Annotated in this window: 18 protein-coding genes; 10 read left to right on the top strand and 8 right to left on the bottom strand. The window is 72.9% G+C overall.

Features of this window, described 5'->3' with window-relative positions; all coding sequences use genetic code 11:
• Positions 1-2: 2 nt before the first annotated feature.
• Both wzt and glfT1 read left to right on the top strand, forming a co-directional pair.
• Positions 3-764, top strand: a complete 762-nt coding sequence (gene wzt, locus HK417_RS13500; RefSeq protein ID WP_308123568.1) for a galactan export ABC transporter ATP-binding subunit Wzt/RfbE — start codon at positions 3-5, stop codon at positions 762-764.
• Positions 761-1,666 (top strand): galactofuranosyltransferase GlfT1, encoded by a 906-nt coding sequence (gene glfT1, locus HK417_RS13495; RefSeq protein WP_308123567.1) that lies wholly within the window; start codon positions 761-763, stop codon positions 1,664-1,666. Before wzt ends, glfT1 begins: the two co-directional genes overlap by 4 nt.
• Positions 1,667-1,695: 29 nt before the next feature.
• On the opposite strand, the gene HK417_RS13490 is transcribed toward glfT1, so the two are convergent.
• Positions 1,696-2,319, bottom strand: coding sequence for a maleylpyruvate isomerase family mycothiol-dependent enzyme (locus HK417_RS13490; RefSeq protein ID WP_222267277.1), 624 nt, complete (start codon positions 2,317-2,319; stop codon positions 1,696-1,698).
• 115 nt (positions 2,320-2,434) lie between these two features.
• On the opposite strand from HK417_RS13490, the gene HK417_RS13485 reads away from it, so the two are divergent.
• From HK417_RS13485 to HK417_RS13475, 3 genes are read left to right on the top strand one after another with little or no spacing between them, the layout of a single operon-like run.
• On the top strand, positions 2,435-3,391 hold the full coding sequence (locus tag HK417_RS13485) for a threonine dehydratase (protein ID WP_222267276.1): 957 nt from the start codon (positions 2,435-2,437) through the stop codon (positions 3,389-3,391).
• A 25-nt stretch (positions 3,392-3,416) separates the two neighbouring features.
• Positions 3,417-4,346, top strand: coding sequence for a metallophosphoesterase family protein (locus HK417_RS13480; RefSeq protein WP_222267275.1), 930 nt, complete (start codon positions 3,417-3,419; stop codon positions 4,344-4,346).
• Between the two features lie 9 nt (positions 4,347-4,355).
• A complete protein-coding gene (locus HK417_RS13475) occupies positions 4,356-4,934 on the top strand; it encodes a GNAT family N-acetyltransferase (protein ID WP_222267274.1) in 579 nt (192 codons plus the stop codon).
• Between the two features lie 32 nt (positions 4,935-4,966).
• Here the strand turns inward: HK417_RS13475 and HK417_RS13470 are convergent, their stop codons facing one another.
• From HK417_RS13470 to glf, 5 genes are all read right to left on the bottom strand, one after another.
• Entirely contained in the window at positions 4,967-5,767 is an 801-nt protein-coding gene (locus HK417_RS13470; protein WP_222267272.1) for a hypothetical protein, read from the bottom strand.
• 126 nt (positions 5,768-5,893) lie between these two features.
• On the bottom strand, positions 5,894-6,109 hold the full coding sequence (locus tag HK417_RS13465; RefSeq protein ID WP_222267270.1) for a hypothetical protein: 216 nt from the start codon (positions 6,107-6,109) through the stop codon (positions 5,894-5,896).
• Positions 6,110-6,305: 196 nt separating this feature from the next.
• Entirely contained in the window at positions 6,306-6,962 is a 657-nt protein-coding gene (locus HK417_RS13460; RefSeq protein ID WP_222267268.1) for a hypothetical protein, read from the bottom strand.
• A gap of 172 nt (positions 6,963-7,134) precedes the next feature.
• Complete coding sequence (locus tag HK417_RS13455) at positions 7,135-9,081, bottom strand: glycosyltransferase (protein ID WP_222267266.1); 1,947 nt, start codon at positions 9,079-9,081, stop codon at positions 7,135-7,137.
• An 8-nt stretch (positions 9,082-9,089) separates the two neighbouring features.
• Positions 9,090-10,277, bottom strand: a complete 1,188-nt coding sequence (gene glf / locus HK417_RS13450) for a UDP-galactopyranose mutase (RefSeq protein ID WP_222267264.1) — start codon at positions 10,275-10,277, stop codon at positions 9,090-9,092.
• Between the two features lie 164 nt (positions 10,278-10,441).
• Between glf and HK417_RS13445 the strand changes: the two genes are divergently transcribed.
• From HK417_RS13445 to HK417_RS13430, 4 genes are all read left to right on the top strand, one after another.
• The gene (locus tag HK417_RS13445) at positions 10,442-11,347 is read left to right on the top strand and encodes a glycosyltransferase family 2 protein (RefSeq protein ID WP_222267262.1); all 906 of its coding nucleotides are present in this window, start codon (positions 10,442-10,444) and stop codon (positions 11,345-11,347) included.
• Positions 11,348-11,358: 11 nt separating this feature from the next.
• Complete coding sequence (locus HK417_RS13440; RefSeq protein ID WP_222267260.1) at positions 11,359-12,459, top strand: mannose-1-phosphate guanylyltransferase; 1,101 nt, start codon at positions 11,359-11,361, stop codon at positions 12,457-12,459.
• 217 nt (positions 12,460-12,676) lie between these two features.
• Positions 12,677-13,495, top strand: coding sequence for a glycosyltransferase family 2 protein (locus HK417_RS13435; RefSeq protein WP_222267258.1), 819 nt, complete (start codon positions 12,677-12,679; stop codon positions 13,493-13,495).
• Positions 13,492-13,914 carry a DUF2304 domain-containing protein gene (locus HK417_RS13430; RefSeq protein ID WP_222267256.1) on the top strand — a complete coding sequence of 141 codons (423 nt, stop codon included), beginning with the start codon at positions 13,492-13,494 and terminating at the stop codon, positions 13,912-13,914. The genes HK417_RS13435 and HK417_RS13430 overlap by 4 nt, the downstream gene beginning before the upstream one ends.
• Here HK417_RS13430 and HK417_RS13425 read toward each other — a convergent pair.
• Together HK417_RS13425 and HK417_RS13420 are read right to left on the bottom strand one after the other, a co-directional pair.
• Positions 13,843-14,853, bottom strand: a complete 1,011-nt coding sequence (locus HK417_RS13425) for a glycosyltransferase family 2 protein (RefSeq protein WP_222267254.1) — start codon at positions 14,851-14,853, stop codon at positions 13,843-13,845. The genes HK417_RS13430 and HK417_RS13425 overlap by 72 nt on opposite strands.
• Positions 14,844-16,157 (bottom strand): lipopolysaccharide biosynthesis protein, encoded by a 1,314-nt coding sequence (locus tag HK417_RS13420; protein WP_222267252.1) that lies wholly within the window; start codon positions 16,155-16,157, stop codon positions 14,844-14,846. The genes HK417_RS13425 and HK417_RS13420 overlap by 10 nt, the downstream gene beginning before the upstream one ends.
• 434 nt (positions 16,158-16,591) lie before the next feature.
• On the opposite strand from HK417_RS13420, the gene HK417_RS13415 reads away from it, so the two are divergent.
• Positions 16,592-17,207: hypothetical protein (locus HK417_RS13415; protein ID WP_222267250.1), on the top strand; the 616-nt coding region annotated here is incomplete at its 3' end.

Raw genomic sequence — 17,207 nt, 5'->3', positions numbered from 1 at the left:
ACGTGTCCGCGAGCTCCCCTCCTCCGATCGGCATCACCACCAAGGACGCCTGCGTCGACTTCCCGATCTTCGACGCCAAGAGCCGGTCGCTGAAGAAGACCGTCATCGGGATGGTCGGCGGCAACATCGACAGCGACGCCAAGGTGCCGGTGATCGAGGCGCTGCGGGACATCACGCTGAACCTGGAGCACGGCTCCCGGGTGGGCCTGGTGGGGCACAACGGCGCGGGCAAGTCCACGCTGCTCCGGCTGCTGTCGGGCATCTACGAGCCCACCCGCGGCGTCGCCGAGGTGCGCGGCCGGGTCGCGCCGGTCTTCGACCTCGGCGTCGGGATGGACCCGGAGATCTCCGGCCTGGAGAACATCATGATCCGCGGCCTCTTCCTCGGGATGACCCGCAGGGAGATGGAGTCCCGGGTCGACGACATCGCCGACTTCACCGAGCTCGGCGACTTCCTGCGGATGCCGCTGCGCACCTACTCCACCGGCATGCGGGTGCGGCTGGCCCTCGGCGTCGTCACCAGCATCGACCCGGAGATCCTGCTGCTCGACGAGGGCATCGGGGCGGTCGACGCGGCCTTCCTGGAGAAGTCCAAGAAGCGGCTGTCGGAGCTGGTGGAGCGCTCCGGCCTGCTGGTGTTCGCCTCGCACTCCGACGAGTTCCTGCGCGAGCTGTGCGACACCGCCATCTGGATGGAGCACGGGCGCGTGAAGCAGCAGGGCGACCTCGACGACGTGCTGCGCGCCTACAAGGGCGGCGCGTGACCACGGCCGCCGGCCCGCGGCCGCAGGTGGTCGCCGTCGTCGTCACCCGGCACCGCCGGGAACTGCTGGCCGGGAGCCTGGCCGCGATCGCCACCCAGTCCCGCCCGGTCGACCACGTGGTGGTCGTCGACAACGGACCCGACGAGTCGGCCGAGCCGGTGGTGCGGGCCAGCGGCCTGGAGGTGACCTACCTGCCCAGCCAGCGCAACCTCGGCGGTGCCGGGGGCTTCGCGCTGGGCATGCTGGTCGCCCTCGCGCGGGGCGCGGACTGGGTGTGGTGCGCCGACGACGACGGGCGTCCGGCCGACGACACCGTGCTGCAGACGCTGCTGGACTGCGCGGAGCGGCACGGCCTGGCGGAGGTCTCGCCGCTGGTCACGGACATGGCCGATCCCGACCGGCTGGCGTTCCCGCTGCGCCGGGGCCTGCGCTGGCGGCGCCGCCGCAGCGACTTCGCCGGGCTGGACCTGCTGCCGCGCTACGCCTCGCTGTTCAACGGCGCGCTGTTCAGCGCGGCCGCGCTCGACGTCGTCGGCGTCCCGGACTACCGGCTGTTCTTCCGCGGCGACGAGACCGAGGTGCACCGGCGGCTGGTCCGGTCCGGCCTGCCGTTCGGCACCTGCCCGGCCGCGGCGTACCTGCACCCCGAGGGGACGACGGAGTTCGAGCCGATCCTCGGCGGGCGGCTGTCGGCGCAGTACCCGGCCAACGACGTGAAGCGGTACTTCACCTACCGCAACCGCGGCTACCTGATGTCCCAGCCGGGCATGCGCTGGCTGCTGCCGCTGGAGCTCGTCCGGTTCAGCTGGTTCTTCCTGGCCACCCGCCGGGACCCGGCCGCGTGGCTCGAGTGGCTCCGCCTGGTCCGCGCCGGCCGCCGGGAGCACTTCACCCGTCCCTGAGCTGAGCCCGGCAGCCGGGACGGCCCGGGTCAGCGGCGGCGCAGGACGCGCCCATCGGGAAGCCGGCGACCGCTCAGCAGGGCGACCAGCGCGCCGCTGTCGGCGCGGACGAGGGCGCCGTCCCCCCAGCTCCAGTCGGTGTCGGCGGCCTCGAGGCGGACGCCGGCCAGGTCGATCCCGAAGACCGCGCCGTCCGCGGCGGTGAGCCGGTCGAGGACGGCGACCACGGCCTCGGCCGGTGCGACCGCCGGCCGGCCCAGCGCGACCGTCACGTCCAGGGCATGGACGACGGCGTGGCTGAGCGCACCCGCCGCGCCACCGCCCGGCGGTTGCCACCCGTGCAGCACCGGCGAGCGCAGCGCGTCCAGGAGCTCGGCGGTCGGCAGGGAGGCGTCGCGAGCCGCCACGGTGTCGGAGAGCAGGGTGAAGTCGCCGCCCGCAGCCGCCATCTCGGCGCCGAACTGCTCGGCCGACAGCCGGGCCGGCATGGTCACGTGCGCGACCACGTGCCGGACCTGCCATCCCGCGCACAGCGACGGGGCGTCCCAGGTCCCGGCGGGGCCGGCGGCCAGCAGGTCGGCGAGGCCGTCGTACGTCCGCGCCACCCAGGCCTGGAGGTCGCGCGCGTCCCCGTCGTGCCTGCTCTCGGTCATCCCGGTTCCTTCCGTCGTCCAGCCGACCGTGGGGCGCCGGGTCGAGGGTCCCACCTGGAGACGGTCCCCGACGCCGGAACTCATCGTCCACCGGGGCGCTGGCTAGGGTCCTCCCGTGATCACGCGCGCCGAGCTCGACGCCGCCCTGCGCACCGTCCGGCCGCACGTGCCGGTGACCCCGGCGTACCGCTGGCCGCTGCTGGAGCAGGTCACCGGCACACCCACCTGGGTCAAGCACGAGAACGCCACGCCGACCGGCGCCTTCAAGGTGCGCGGTGGTCTGGTCCACGTGGCCGGGCTGCGGAACGCCGGACGCCCGGTGCGCGGCATCGTCTCGGCCACGCGCGGCAACCACGGGCAGTCGCTGGCGTACGCCGGGCGCGTGCACGGCATCCCGGTCACGATCGTCGTCCCCGAGGGCAACAGCCCGGACAAGAACGCCGCGATGCAGGGGTTCGGCGCCGAGCTGGTGGTGCACGGGCGCGACTTCCAGGAGGCGCGCGAGCACGCGCTGCTGCTCGCCGAGGAGCGCGGGCTGCAGCTGGTGCCATCGTTCTGCCGGGACCTGGTCGCCGGCGTCGCCACCTACGCCGCCGAGCTGCACGAGCAGGCCCCCGACCTCGACGTGGTCTACGTCCCGGTCGGCCAGGGCTCCGGGCTCTGCGCCAACATCGCCGTCCGCGACCTGCTGGGCCGCCGCACCGAGGTCGTCGGCGTCGGGGCCCAGGGTGCCCCGGCGTACGCGCTCTCCTTCCGGGCCCGGCGCCCTGTCTCGACGCCCGTGGCCGACACCTTCGTCGACGGCGTCGCCACCCGCGTCCCCGACGAGGACGCGGTCGACGTGATGCTCCGCGGTGCCGCCCGGTTCGTGCTGGTCGACGACGAGGCGACCGAGCGAGCCATGCGCCTGCTGTGGCGGACCACGCACCAGATGCCGGAGCCGGCCGGCGCGATCGCGCTCGCGGGACTGCTCGCCGACACCGCCCGGCCCGCCGCTGCCGTGGCCGCGGCGGTCATGACCGGTGGTAACTGCGACAGCGAGCTCGTCCGGCGCGTCGTCGCCGAGGGCTGACATCCGGACCTGGTACTGAGGGGGCATGATCTCTGGCCGGCCGACCCTGGCGCCCGCTGTGGTGCTCGCCGTCACCCTCGTCGCGGTGTCGGCGTGCACGTCCTCCGACCGCGCGTCGGCCCCGGTGGAGTCGTCCGGCCCCGTCGCCACCCCGCCCGACGGCGACGGCGACGGCGACGGCGACGACCCGGGCACGGCCTGCGTCGTCGCGGCCGCCGGCGACGTCGCCGGCGAGGAGGACCTGGACGACGGTGCGGAGCGGACCGCGGAGCTCATCGCCGCGGCCGAGCCCCGGAAGGTGCTCGCGCTGGGGGACCTGGCCTACCCGGACGGCACGGCGGCGGAGTACGCGGACCTCTACGACCCCACCTGGGGCGAGTTCAGGGACATCACCGCCCCCACGCCGGGCAACCACGAGTACCGGTCGGAGCGGAAGGGCTACGACGACTACTTCGACGTGGAACCCAACTACGCCTTCGACGTGTGCGGCTGGCACCTGGTCTCGGTGGACCACTACGCCGGCGTCAGCGAGGCGGCCGCCTTCATCGAGGAGGAGGGCGAGGCGGCCGGGGACGCGCCGCTGCTCGTGTACTGGCACGCGCCGCGCTTCTCCAGCGGGCACCACGGGACCGATCCGGAGCTCCAGCCGCTGTGGGAGGCGGCCGTCGAGGCCGGCGCGGAGGTCGTGCTGAACGCGCACGACCACCACTACGAGCGGTTCGAGCCGCTGGACGAGGACGGGGAGCCCCGTGCGGGCGGCACCGTCCAGTTCGTGTCCGGCAACGGGGGGCACAACCTGCGCAAGCTCGACGAGGACCGGGAGTCGCACAGCGCGGTGGCTCTCGCCGGGACGCCCGGCGTCCTGTTCCTCACCCTACGGGCCGACGGGTACGACTGGAGCTACCGGGACGTCGAGGGGCGGACGGGCGACGCCGGCACCCGCGAGCGCCGCTAGCGTGGGCGGGTGGGCATCGAGGTCGAGCCGGCGAGCAGCGACCGGTTCGACGACGTCGCGACGATGCTCGGTCCGAGGAACCCGGCGTCCAGCGTCTGCTGGTGTCTCAGCCACCGGCTCGACTCCCGGACCAACCGCGAACTCGTCGGTCCCGCCCGCGGGGAGTACGTCCGCGGCCTGACCGAGCGCCCGGTCGCCCCGGGGGTGCTGGCCTACGACGGCGGCGAGGTGGTCGGCTGGGCGGCGGTCGCGCCGCGGTCGGAGCTCCCGTTCGAGCGCTCGACGAGGATCCCGCACGTCGACGACCTGCCGGTGTGGTCCCTGTGGTGCATCCGCGTGCGGCCGGGGCACCGCGGCCGGGGCATCGCGCACGCGCTGGTCCGCGGGGCGGTGGACTACGCCGCGGCCCAGGGCGCCCCGGCCGTCGAGGGCTACCCGGTCGACAACGACGGCCGCAGGGTCGACCTGACCATGGCCTTCGTCGGCACCCGGAGCCTGTTCGAGAAGGCCGGGTTCACCAAGGCCGCGGACACGGACGCCGTCGCGGGCGGGTTCCCCCGCGTGCTCATGCGCCGCGCTCTCGCCTGAGCTGCGCCCCGGCAGGGGAGGGGCGGGACCGCTCAGCCCGGCTGGTGTGCGGGAGGGTTGCGGTTGGGGAAGCGCTCGGCGAGCCGCCAGCCGAGCCAGACGCCGATGAGGCCGCTCAGGATTGCGCCGATCAACCCGTAGGCGAGCACAGCGGCCGAGGCGAAGGCAAAGATGATCTTGTAGGGCAGGTACAGGTTCACCTCCATCGGCGGGAGGTCCACGTCGAGCACCCCGACGCCGACGAGATGGGCGACTCCGAGCGCCGCCAGCAGGGACACGGCGGCGACGCCGACCGCCCAGGGGGGCGTCAACCGGCCGGCCTTGATGGCGTATGTGGCGCCGGCCATCCCACCGGACCAGGTCAGCGTCCCGAGGACGACGACGATCCAGTTTCCGCCCGCGTCGGCCATCACGGCTGACACCCCAGTCGTGCCGAACACCATGCCGATCGGCCGGACCCACTCCAGGAGCGCGTTCCACCGTGCGCCTTCCGTGTCGAGGCGTTCGCGCAGGGACGGGCTGCCGGGTGCGGCCGGTGGTGGCTCGGGCGCAGCGGCGGCCGAGGGCGGAGGCGGCCGCTCGGCCGACGGCCGCGCTCGGCCCTCGCCCGGTGATCGCCGCGGTCGGTCGGTGGCGCCGACGAGCTGGACGACGCGGTCCAGAACCCGGCCGCGGCTGTCGAGCACCAGCACCTCGTCGCCGGGTGCCGCGAGAGACCGTGCTCGGTCCTCGGCTCGTTCCCTGGAAGAGCCCCGGTGGGCCGGCCCGGCGGCCGACGCCGCGCGGGCGTCCCAGCCACCGAGGGCGTTCGGCTCGACGATCCAGCAGGCCATGCCGCACCTCCGCGCGGGGGTCATCTCATCGGGGCGTCACGCAGCAGCGGGACAGGCGTCCCACGGCGTCCTTCCAGTCGTCACCCGCAGGTGACCGCTCGCTGTCCCTCCCGCCGCCGCGCCGGATCAGCGCGTCCGGGACCCCAGGGGCGCGGGGTGGCGGTGGCTGAGGTGGTGCAGGCCCATCTCGTGCTCGACGTGCTCCAAGCGGTGCAGGTCCGCGAGCGGCAGGCCCTCGAGCTCGCCCTCGGTGTGGCCGTGGTCGTGGAGCAGGTGGTCGTGGAGCCCACTCGTCTGCGTGGCCAACTCGTCCTCCGCGCGGTTCGGCAACTGACGCAACATGTGGGTGGCCCTCCCGATCGGGCTGCCTCCGCCGGACTCCCCGGCGATGGCCTGCTCCCACTGTCGGGCTCCGCACGCTCCGTCAGCAGCCACCCTGGGTGGCGGAGGACCGCCACCTGTGGGTGGACCGTCCACACCTGGAATCAGCAGGAGGTCCCCGCACCGGTGTCCCGGTGCGGGGCCCTCCTGGTCGAGCTCAGTGGGTGCTGTCCTCCGAGGCGAACGAGCTGTCGGACGGCTGGGTCCGGGTGGCGTCCGCGGCCCGCTCCGGGCCGCCGGACACGCTGCGTCGTCCGGCGAAGGTCAGGATCGGCACGGTCACGAGGACCAGCGTGCCGAGCAGCTTGAAGGCGTCCTCGATGTACACGAGGTCCGCTCGCACCAGGTCGATGAGGATGGAGGTCACCAGGAGCGCGCCGCCGAGGACGTACACCCGGGTCACCGAGCGCTGGCCCGACCTCGCCAGCAACCACAGGACGCCGAGCCCCAGGCAGGCGTACACGGCGTAGAACCCCACCTGCGGGAGGCCCAGGGCGTAGGGACCGACCGACTCGTGCAGCATGAAGGCGTCGTCCACGACGAGGATGAGCATGAGGGCCCCGAAGACGCGCATGACCAGGCGCTCCGCCGGGAGGATCCACGCCACGAAGAGAGCCAGGGCACCGGCGATCGCCCACAGGATGACGTTGAGCACGGTCACGGAGCCCAGGGCCGGCGACGTGTCGAACGTCCAGTGGTAGTCACCGGTGATGTAGGACAGCGGCACGTCGAGGAGATGCCCCGCGACGGCCGCGAGTCCCATGACACAAACACCGACGAGCAACGCCGACGACACCACCATCCGCGTGAACATCGCGTCACCCTACGTCAAACTTGCCGGGTGCCCGGCGAAGACCGGCTGGTGCGCCGCTTCCGGGTGACACCGGGTCAGCCGATCGAGCGACCCCGTCTGTGCGCTGCGGCCCACCCCGCGGGAACAGGACGGCCCCGCACCGGTGCGGTGCGGAGCCGTCCTGCGCCGGAGCTCAGCGGGGGTCGGAGTTCCCGAGGAAGGCCTTCTCCCAGCTCTGCGGGGAGGTGAGCTCGCCCAGGTGCGCCCGGTACTGCTCGGCGAGCTTGGGGAACTCCTTGTAGAGCCGGACGTGCACCCGCACCGAGTGGCGCAGCATCCGCCAGAAGGTGTCCTGCTCCCGACGGCGGAAGGTGACCCCCCGGCCGTCCGCGGTGCCGACCGTGGCGCTGTCCAGCCGGGACAGCAGGAACCAGCGGGCGTCCTGCGCGCTGATGTTCAGCTGCGGCCGCTCGGCCGCCTGCGGCTTGGGCGGGAGCACGTTGTGCACCAGGGCGGCGAGCAGCGTGCGACCGATGGTGAGCGGCGTGGTCGGCGGCTTCATGAACCGCTCGGCCTTCACCCCGCTCATCGAGGGCAGCGGCAGGTCCGAGGAGGAGCTGATGACCTGGCCGTCCGGGTAGTCACCCTGGTGCTCCAGGGCGGTGGGCAGCGCGGTCGGCAGCAGCGGGAACAGCTTCTCCGGGCCGGCGAGGAAGTCGTCGTAGGCCCGGTGGTGCAGCGCGGCCGTCGCGTACTGCAGCATGATCAAGAACTTCAGGTCGAACTTGAAGGTGTCCCGCAGCAGCGTGCCGCCGTGCTTGTACTCGGTGTGCAGCGCCGCGGCGACCAGCCGGTTCCGGGTGTGGAAGTACGCCTGCCACCCGGCGGTGTCGTCCTTGTCGCTCCACGACAGGTGCCAGACGGCGGCCCCGGGCAGCGTCGCGACGGGGTAGCCGTGCTCACGGGCGCGGATGCCGTACTCGGCGTCGTCCCACTTGATGAAGACGGGCAGGGCGAAGCCCAGCCGCTCCATCACCTCGCGCGGGATGAGGCACATCCACCAGCCGGTGTAGTCGACGTCGACCCGGCGGTGCAGGTCGGTCGCCTTGCGCAGGTTCTTCTTCGCGAAGTCGTGCGCGTACTCGGTGTTGGGCGCGGCCCGCCAGAAGAACTTGTCCGGGGCGACGACCTCACCCATGGTGTGCAGCACCGAGCGGTCCTGCAGGGCGAGCATCTGCCCACCGACCAGCATCGGGCTCTTGGCGAACCGAGCGAGGGCGAACAGCCGGGCGATGCTGTCGGGCTCCAGCAGGACGTCGTCGTCCAGCAGCACGTGGTGCGTCGCCTCGGTGGAGTTCAGCGCCTCGTACATGGTCCGCGAGAACCCGCCGCTGCCGCCGAGGTTGCCCTGCTCGACCAGCAGCAGCCGGTCGCCGAGCGCCTGCGACGCGGCGGTGAAGCCACCGGCGTCCCGGACCTTCTTGGTGCCCTGGTCGGCGACGATCACCCGGGAGATGAGCGCGGAGACCACCGGGTCGCCGGCGAGCGCGCTCAGCGCGGAGACGCAGTCGTCGGGGCGGTTGTACGTGCAGATGCCGATGGACAGCCGCGCCTCCTGGGCGGGGGACTGGGGTGCCCACCACGACGCCTGGTGCACGGTGACCGGGGCGTCGTCGGCGCTGACGTCGAACCAGTACCAGCCGCCGTCCTCGAACGGCGTCAGGTCCAGCTCGAACTCCAGCGTCCGGTCCTCGCCCGTGGTGGTCGTGCCGGTGACGTGGATGATGCTGCCGTCGGCCTTGGACCGGTACACGTCCACCCGGCCGGGCCCGGAGACCCGCATGCCCAGGATCACGCTCGGCAGCACCGTCCAGCGCCGCCAGTAGCTGGCCGGGAAGGCGTTGAAGTAGGTCGCGAAGGAGGTCTCGTTGCCGGCGGCGACGGTGGCGTCGTAACGGCTGGCCGACTTCACCCGCCGGCTCTCCGTCTCGTCGACGTAGAGCGACCGGACCTTCAGCGGGTCACCGGGGCGGGGGAGGATCACCCGCTGCAGCAGCGTGACCGCCTTGCCGGAGGCCAGGTCGGCCGCCGACGGTTCGCTCACGCGCTCCGGGGAGACGGGGTTCTGCGTGGTGGTCATGGCGGGTCTCAGTCCTCCAGGCGGCCGTCGAGCGCGCCGCCCTGGTCGAAGAAGGGGCGGATGCGGTTGTCGAACATGCTCAGCGCCGACCCGATCGCCATGTGCATGTCCAGGTACTTGTAGGTCCCCAGCCGGCCACCGAAGAGCACGCGCTTGTCCGCGGCCTCCTTGTTCGCCAGCTCCCGGTAGACCTCGAGCTTCGCCCGGTCCTCGGGCGTGTTGATCGGGTAGTACGGCTCGTCGCCGGTCTCGGCCGACCGCGAGTACTCCCGGACGACGACGGTCTTGTCGGTCGGGTAGTCCCGCTCGGGGTGGAAGTGGCGGAACTCGTGGATCCGGGTGAAGGGGACGTCCTCGTCGGCGTAGTTCATCACCGACGTGCCCTGGAAGTCCCCGATCGGGAGGACCTCGGTCTCGAAGTCCAGCGTCCGCCAACCCAGCTCGCCGGCCTGGTAGTCGAAGTACTTGTCGATCGGCCCGGTGAAGACGGTCGGCACGTCCTGCGGGAGCTGCTCCCGGACGTCGAAGTAGTCGGTGGACAGCCGCACCTCGATGTTCGGGTGGTCGGCCATCCGGGACAGCCAGGCGGTGTACCCGTCGACCGGCAGCCCCTCGTAGGTGTCGTTGAAGTACCGGTTGTCGAACGTGTACCGCACGGGGAGGCGGGCGATGACCGCGGCGGGCAGCTCGGTCGGGTCGGTCTGCCACTGCTTCTTCGTGTAGCCGCGGATGAAGGCCTCGTAGAGCGGGCGGCCGATCAGCGAGATCGCCTTCTCCTCCAGGTTCGCCGCCGACGCGGTGTCGAACTCGCCGGCCTGCTCGGCGACGAGCGCCCGCGCCTCGGTGGGGGAGTAGCTCTTGTCGAAGTACTGGCAGATCGTGGCCAGGTTGATCGGCAGCGAGTAGGTCTTGCCCGCGTAGATGCTGAAGACCCGGTGCTGGTAGTTGGTGAACTCGGTGAACTGGTTGACGTACTCCCAGACCCGCTGGTTCGAGGTGTGGAACAGGTGGGCGCCGTAGACGTGCACCTCGATGCCCGTCTCGGGCTCGGGCGCGGAGTACGCGTTGCCGCCGATGTGGTCCCGCCGGTCGATCACCAGGACCTTCTTGTCGAGCTGGGTGGCCACCCGCTCGGCGACGGTGAGTCCGAAGAACCCTGAGCCCACGATGACGATGTCGGGACGTGCGTCAGTCACGGAGCCCGACGTTACCCGGCGGCGGGGGAGAAGGCCGTCCGGAGCCCGGCGGACGGGCCCCTGTGCCGACCCGTTCCGTCACATCGGCACCACCGGCCACGGGGTCGGCGCGGCGCACGGGCGCCGGGTGCACGCTGTCCGGTGCGGTGTGTCAGGGTCGGCACGTGCCCGGTTCCCCGCAGACGACTTCCTTGCGCGTGGTCGCGGTGACCTACTCGCCGGGCGAGGCGCTCGACGGGTTCATCGAGTCCCTGGCCGATGCGACGGCGCTGCCGACCGACGTCGTCCTGGCCGACAACGGGTCCACCGACGGCGTGCCCGAGCGGATCGCGGCCGCCTGCGCGAACGTCCGGCTGCTGCGCACCGGCGGCAACGTCGGCTACGGCGCGGCGGTCAACGCCGGCCTCGCCGACCTGACCGAGGGCTGGGCGCTGGTCGCCAACCCCGACGTCCGCTTCGAGCCCGGCTCCATCGACGAGCTGCTGGCCGCGACCGCGCGCTGGCCGCGGGCGGCGACGCTCGGCCCGGCGATCCGGACGCCGGAGGGCGAGCTCTACCCGTCTGCGCGGGACCTGCCCTCGCTGTCCACCGGCATCGGGCACGCCGCGTTCGGCTGGTTCTGGCCGGCCAACCCGTGGACCGCGCGCTACCGCCGGGAGCGGGAGGCGCCGCGGGAGCGCCCGGCCGGCTGGCTGTCCGGCTCCTGCCTGCTGGTCGACGTCGCCGCGTTCCACTCGATCGGCGGCTTCGACCCGGGCTACTTCATGTACTTCGAGGACGTCGACCTGGCCGCGCGCCTGGGCCGGCGGGGGTGGCTCAACGTCTACGTGCCCTCGGCGGTCGTCGTCCACGAGGGTGGCCACGCGACCCGCCGTCAGCCGCAGCGGATGGCCCGGGTGCACCACACCAGCGCGCTGCGCTACCTCTCCGCCGAGCACCCCGGCTGGCGCAACGCGCCGCTGCGCGCCGGGCTCCGGGCCGGGCTCGGCGCCCGGATGCTGCTCTCGTACGTCAGCGGCCGGGTGGCCGCCGGGGCCCGCTTCCAGCGCGGCGCCGACGAACTGGACTGAGGAGGACACGCGTGCGCCACGCGGTCGTCATGGCCGGCGGCTCGGGGACTCGGCTGTGGCCGCTGTCGCGGGCGAGCCGTCCCAAGCAGCTGCTCGACGTGGTCGCCGAGGAGGGCGGCGGGGCGCACAGCCTGCTCGCCGAGGCCTTCGCCCGGCTGCGCACGCTGCTGCCCGCGGACCAGATCTGGGTGTGCACCGCCGCCCGGTACGCCGACGCCGTGCGCGCCGCGCTGCCCGAGCTGCACCCGGACCGGCTGGTGCTCGAGCCGGTCCCGCGGGACACCGCGAACGCGGTCGGGCTCGCCGCCGCGCTCGTCGCCGACGTCGACCCGGACGCGGAGCTCGCCGTGGTGAGCGCCGACCACGTCATCCGGCCGGTCGACCGGTTCGTCGCGGCGCTGGGCACCGCCTACGACGTGCTCGCCGCCCGTCCCCGCGCGCTGGTCACCCTGGGGGTCACACCGACCTCCCCGGCGACCGGCTTCGGGTACGTGCAGAAGGGCGCGCCGACCGAGGTGCGCGGCGCGGCCGAGGCCGCGTCGTTCCGCGAGAAGCCCGACCGGGCGACCGCCGAGGCCTACCTCGCGTCGGGGGAGTACGTCTGGAACTCCGGCATGTTCGTGTGGCGGGCGCAGACCGTGCTCGACGCGCTGCGGGAGCACCTGCCGGAGTCCGCGGCGGGGCTGGCCCGCATCGTGGCCGCCCCGGCGGGTCCGGAGCGGGACGCCGTCCTGGCCGAGGTCTTCCCGACGCTGCCGAAGATCAGCGTCGACTACGCGGTGCTGGAGCCCGCGGCCACCGAGCCGGGCCGGGTCGCCGTCGTCGACCTGGACGTCGCGTGGCTGGACGTCGGCTCCTGGCCGGCGCTGGCCAACACGCTGGCCACCGACGCAGCGGGCAACGCCACCCGCGGGCTGACCGTGCTCGTGGACAGCGCCGGCAACGTGGTGCTCTCCGACGACCCCGAGCACCTGGTGGCGCTGGTGGGCGTGCGGGACAGCGTGGTGGTGCACACCGCCGACGTCACGATGGTCTGCCCGGTGGCCGACGCCGAGCGGGTGAAGCAGCTGCTGGCCGCGGTCGAGGAGGCGCACGGAGCCCGCTTCTCCTGAGTTGGGGCGGGTGCTACGCGTGGGGCAGCAGTCACCGTCCGTGGTTGTGACGTAACGGTCCGGTCGGGGTGTCGGTGTACGGAGTGCGCGGGTTCGGGCATGGTTGGGCGTGCCGGGCGGTTGCAGTCGTCACCGGCGGCGGTCAGTCCTCGCGGTGGCCGCGCGCCCGGCGGCTGCCGGGGACGGTCGGCCCGCACCCATCGAGGAGGACCTGCAGATGAGCGCCCACGCACTCGAGGACGCCCGGCCGTGGTCGGCGAGCGACCTAGCATCGGTTGCGATGGACGGGATGACCGTTAGGCCTCCGCGGCCGGTCGAGGTCCCCAACCGGCCCGCCGAGTCCTGGGACGACACGGTGGTCATCGTGCGGGTCTTCAACGAGGCACCCGTCGTCGGCGGGGTCATCGCCGAGCTGGTCGCGGCCGGGCTGTCGGTCATCGCCGTGGACGACGCCAGCACCGACACCTCCGCCACCGAGATCGACAAGGCCGGGGCGTTCCGGGTGTCGCACCCGATCAACATGGGCGCCGGCGGGGCGCTGCAAACCGGCTTCGAGGCCGCGCTGCTGCTCACCGACGCGCGCTACATCGCCTGCTTCGACGCCGACGGCCAGCACCAGGTCCACGACCTGCTGGGCATGATCGCGAAGATCCGCGAGGGCTACGACGTCGTCATGGGCTCCCGCTTCCTCGAGGGCGACGGCCCGACCCAGATGAGCCCGCTGCGCCGGGTGATCCTGCGGACGGCGGCGAAGCTGCTCAACCGCGGCGGCGGCGTCAAGCTCACCGACGCGCACAACGGACTGCGGATCGTGGCCCGGCACGTGGCCGCCGACGTCCAGCTCTCCTACGCCGGCATGGCGTACGCCTCGCAGTTGGAGCAGCACCTGACCCGGCCGGAGTACCGGATCGTGGAGCACCCCGTGCACATCCTGTACACCGACTACTCCAAGTCCAAGGGCCAGCCGCTGCTCAACAGCATCAACATCCTCGCCGAGGTGGCCGCCCACCGAGTGACCCACTGGGGCCGCAAGTGATCATCCAGCTCCTCCTCGTGCCGGCGCTGGTGCTGGCCGTCGTCCTCTCCCTGCGCTCGCGCTCGTCGCTGCGCGGGCAGGCCCGGCGCAAGATCCTGGCCGCCCTGACGATGGTCGCCGGCGTCCTGGCCGTGCTGTTCCCCGACGCGCTGCAGACCCTCGCCGAGGCGGTGGGCGTCACCCGCGGCACCGACCTGCTGGTCTACGTGCTGGCGCTGGTGATCATCTACCTGGTCGGCAGCACCAGCGTCCGGTTCCGCGAGCAGGAGGCCCGGCTGGTCCAGCTGGCCCGCCAGGTCGCGCTGTCCGACGCGGCCCTCCGGCACGTCGAGGCCATGCAGGAGCGGTCACAGGAGGCGGCGGACCACGCTCCAGTACGCGGCCATGGTGCCGTTGAGGAACGCACTCCCGCGCGGTAGCGGCAGCACGCTCTGCTCCAGGCGGGCGACGAGCAGCCGGGACAGGAACCGGTCGTCGCGCCGCCGGGCCTGCTGGACCGCCCGGCGGTGGGCCAGCAGCCACGCCCGCTCCTGCAGCAGCCACCGGTACCCGCGCACCTTCGCCGGCAGCCAGCCGCTCACCGCCGCCACCGCGCACGTCGCGAACTCGAACGCGAGCAGCGCCGGCGCCAGCAGGAGCAGCGTCCGGGCCTCGTAGAGGCTGAGCACCATCGCCAGCCGGTTCCGCTCGAGCAGGTAGAACTTCAGTTCGTTGCGGCCGAACTCGTAGTGGTGCAGCACCACGGCCGACGGGACGAACACCACGTCCCAGCCCTGCTGCCAGCAGCGCAGCGAGAGGTCGGCGTCCTCGCAGTAGGCGAAGAACGGCTCGGTGAAGCCCCCCAGGGCGTCCCACACCTGCCGCCGCACCAGGATCGCTGCGCCGGTGACGCTGGTGATCGGCGCCTCGACGGAGTAGTCCGCGGCCGGCTCGCCGAGGTGCCCCGCCCAGGACAGGCCCAGGACGTGGACCGGGTTCCCGGCTGAGTTCAGCAGCTCCGGCCGGTCAGCCAGCCGCAGGCTCGCCGACGTGAGCCCCACCTCCGGCCGCGCGGCGACCTTGGCCAGCTCGCTGAGCGCGTCGGGCTCCACGAGGGCGTCGGAGTTGATGAAGGCCAGGAACTCCGAGGTGCTGACCGAGGCCGCGAGGTTGCAGCCCCCGGTGAACCCGGTGTTGGCCCCCGGGGTCAGCACGGTCACGCCGGGCCGGTCGCGCAGCGGGTCCAGCGACGGGCTGGTGCACCCGTTGTCGACGAGCACGAGGTCCACGTCGACGCCGGTCGAGGCGAGGATCCGGTCGGCCACCTCGTAGAGGTAGGGCTGGTCCCCGTAGGCGAGCACCACCGCGGTCACGTCCACGAGGAGTCCTTCCGGTCGGTGGGCACCGGGTCGAGGACGACCGGCGCCGGGGTCAAGGGGTGTCGCAGGCGCAGCTGCACGGCCACGACCAGGACGGCGGCGGCGACCGCGCTGGCCGCCAGGAAGGCGTACCCGACGCGCAGCTCCAGCCGCAGCGGCAGGAGGAGGACGGCGAGGAACGTCGCGGCCCCGCACGCCCATCCCGCGACGGAGGAACGGTAACCGCGCACCGAGACCAGCGCCTGCCCCACCACCGAGGCGACCATGTAGAGGCCGCTGGCCGCGGCGAGCGGCCAGAGGTCGGCGCGCACCGTGATGAACTCCGGGCCGTACACCAGGCGCACCAGCCAGGGGCCGATCGCGACGATCACGACCAGGCCGGCCGCGCCGAGCGCCGTGACTCCGACGGTCACCAGCTCCAGCCGCCGGCGGAAGCCGGCCCGGTCGTCGACCGCGGCCAGCGCGGCCATGCCGGGCAGGAAGGACGCCTGGATCGCGGCGAAGAGGAACAGCGGGACGCGGGCGAGCACGAGCACGCTGATGAAGACGCCGGCACGGGCCTGGTCGCCGGGCCCGGCGAGGACGTTGACCGCGACCGGCGCGGCGTTGACCACGAACTGGCTCGCCAGCGCGCCGGCGGTCAGCCAGCTGACCGCGTGCCCGATCTCGCCCCAGGACGCGTGCGGCCCGGGGTGCACGGCGGGCCCGAGCCGCCCGGCGGTGAGCAGGACGGAGACGACGGGGGCGAGCCCGAGGAAGAGGCCGTACCAGCCGGCGGTGGCCACCCCGATCATGGTGAGGACGGCGGCGCTGCCGATCCGCAGCACGCCGTCGACGGCCAGCTGGCTGCCGTACCGGGCGAACGAGCCGCAGCCGGCGAAGGCCCCGCGGGTGAGGTGCTCCGCGCACAGGCCGACGAGGCCGATGAACAGCCCGAGCACCATGACGTGCTCGCCGTGGAAGACGCCGTCGGCCAGCGGGCCGCGGACGGCCAGCAGAACCACGCCGGTGACGAGGACGACCCCGAGGGCGATCAGCGCGGCGCGCAGGAAGACCGGGCGGGCGCCCTGGCCGGAGGCGGCGCGGTGCGCCACCGAGCGGCCGATCTCCTGCTCCAGCGGCTGGAACAGCGCCGGGCCCAGCGCGTTGATGAGCACCCACAGCGTGCCCAGCGGGGCGAGCTCGGCGGGGCCCAGGGCGTGGCCGCAGACGGAGAGGAAGGCGAACGAGGCCAGGCCCAGGACGCCGAGCCCCGCGGCCACCGGACCGATCTGCCGGGCCACGGCGGGCAGTTCCCTCGGCAACGTGCTTCCCCCTCGATGCGCCAGCGGCGCTCACGAAGAGGGTAGGAGGCGCTCCGGTGCGTGCCGGACGTGGTCCTCCGGTCGGCCCCGCTCCCGGCGTCAGGTCGGCGTGAGCCGAGTGATCCGTGTGACGCCGGGGGTGGTTGAGCCGCGCCACGGGAAATCTCGCCCGCCGCACGTTTCGCAGAACGTCAGTGGTCGGTGACGCGGCGTGTCCACCATCCATGGCAGAGGTCTGCCAGCCGCGTGGGGTCGGTTTTGTGGAGACTTTCCGGTCGATCAGGCGACGGAGGCCTCTGGTGCACAACTACCGCCCGCGATCGGTGGCGACACGGACACATGTGCCCAATGAACGTCCTTGCCCAGCGGTCGGTGACTGCTAACTTTCTGCCAGTCGCCCAACACGGGGCGCGGATCTATGGGGGTCCCATTCCATGAGCAACAAGCGCGCGCTGGCGGTCGGCTTCCTGACCGCCGGCCTCTCGGCCGGCATCCTCGCCACCGCCATCACCCCGGCTGCGGCGCAGGGCGCCCCGGTGGGTGGCTCGGGCAACGGCTACTACCTCTCCGGCGCCGGCAACATCAACGGCATGGCCGCCTACGCCTTCGCCTACGGCGAGGCCAACGACGAGGTCTACTTCGGCAACTTCGTCGCCGCCACCCCGGGTGACGAGGCGATCGTCCGTCGCGGCAACGGCTTCATCCTGCGCGGCGCCGAGGGCACCATGGCCCTCTTCGGCGACAAGGGCGACACGGTGCTGGTCGGCAACTTCGACACCACCGACCCCGAGGACGAGCTGGCTGTCCGCCGCGGCAACCACTACTTCGTGAAGAACTCGATCAGCACCGGCTACTCGGACTCCGACTTCTGGTACGGCGACGCCAACGACCAGGTCCTGGTCGGTGACTGGGACAACGACGCCAACAACCTGGACACCCTGGCGGTCCGTCGCGGCAACCACTACTTCGTCGCGAACCAGAACGCCAACGTCTACTCCGAGTACGACTTCCACTACGGCGAGGTCAACGACACCGTCCTGGTCGGCGACT

The sequence above is a fragment of the Modestobacter marinus genome (genome assembly GCF_019799945.1).
Classification (GTDB): Bacteria; Actinomycetota; Actinomycetes; order Mycobacteriales; family Geodermatophilaceae; genus Modestobacter; species Modestobacter marinus_B.
This window is presented reverse-complemented; position numbering and strand designations above follow the sequence as displayed.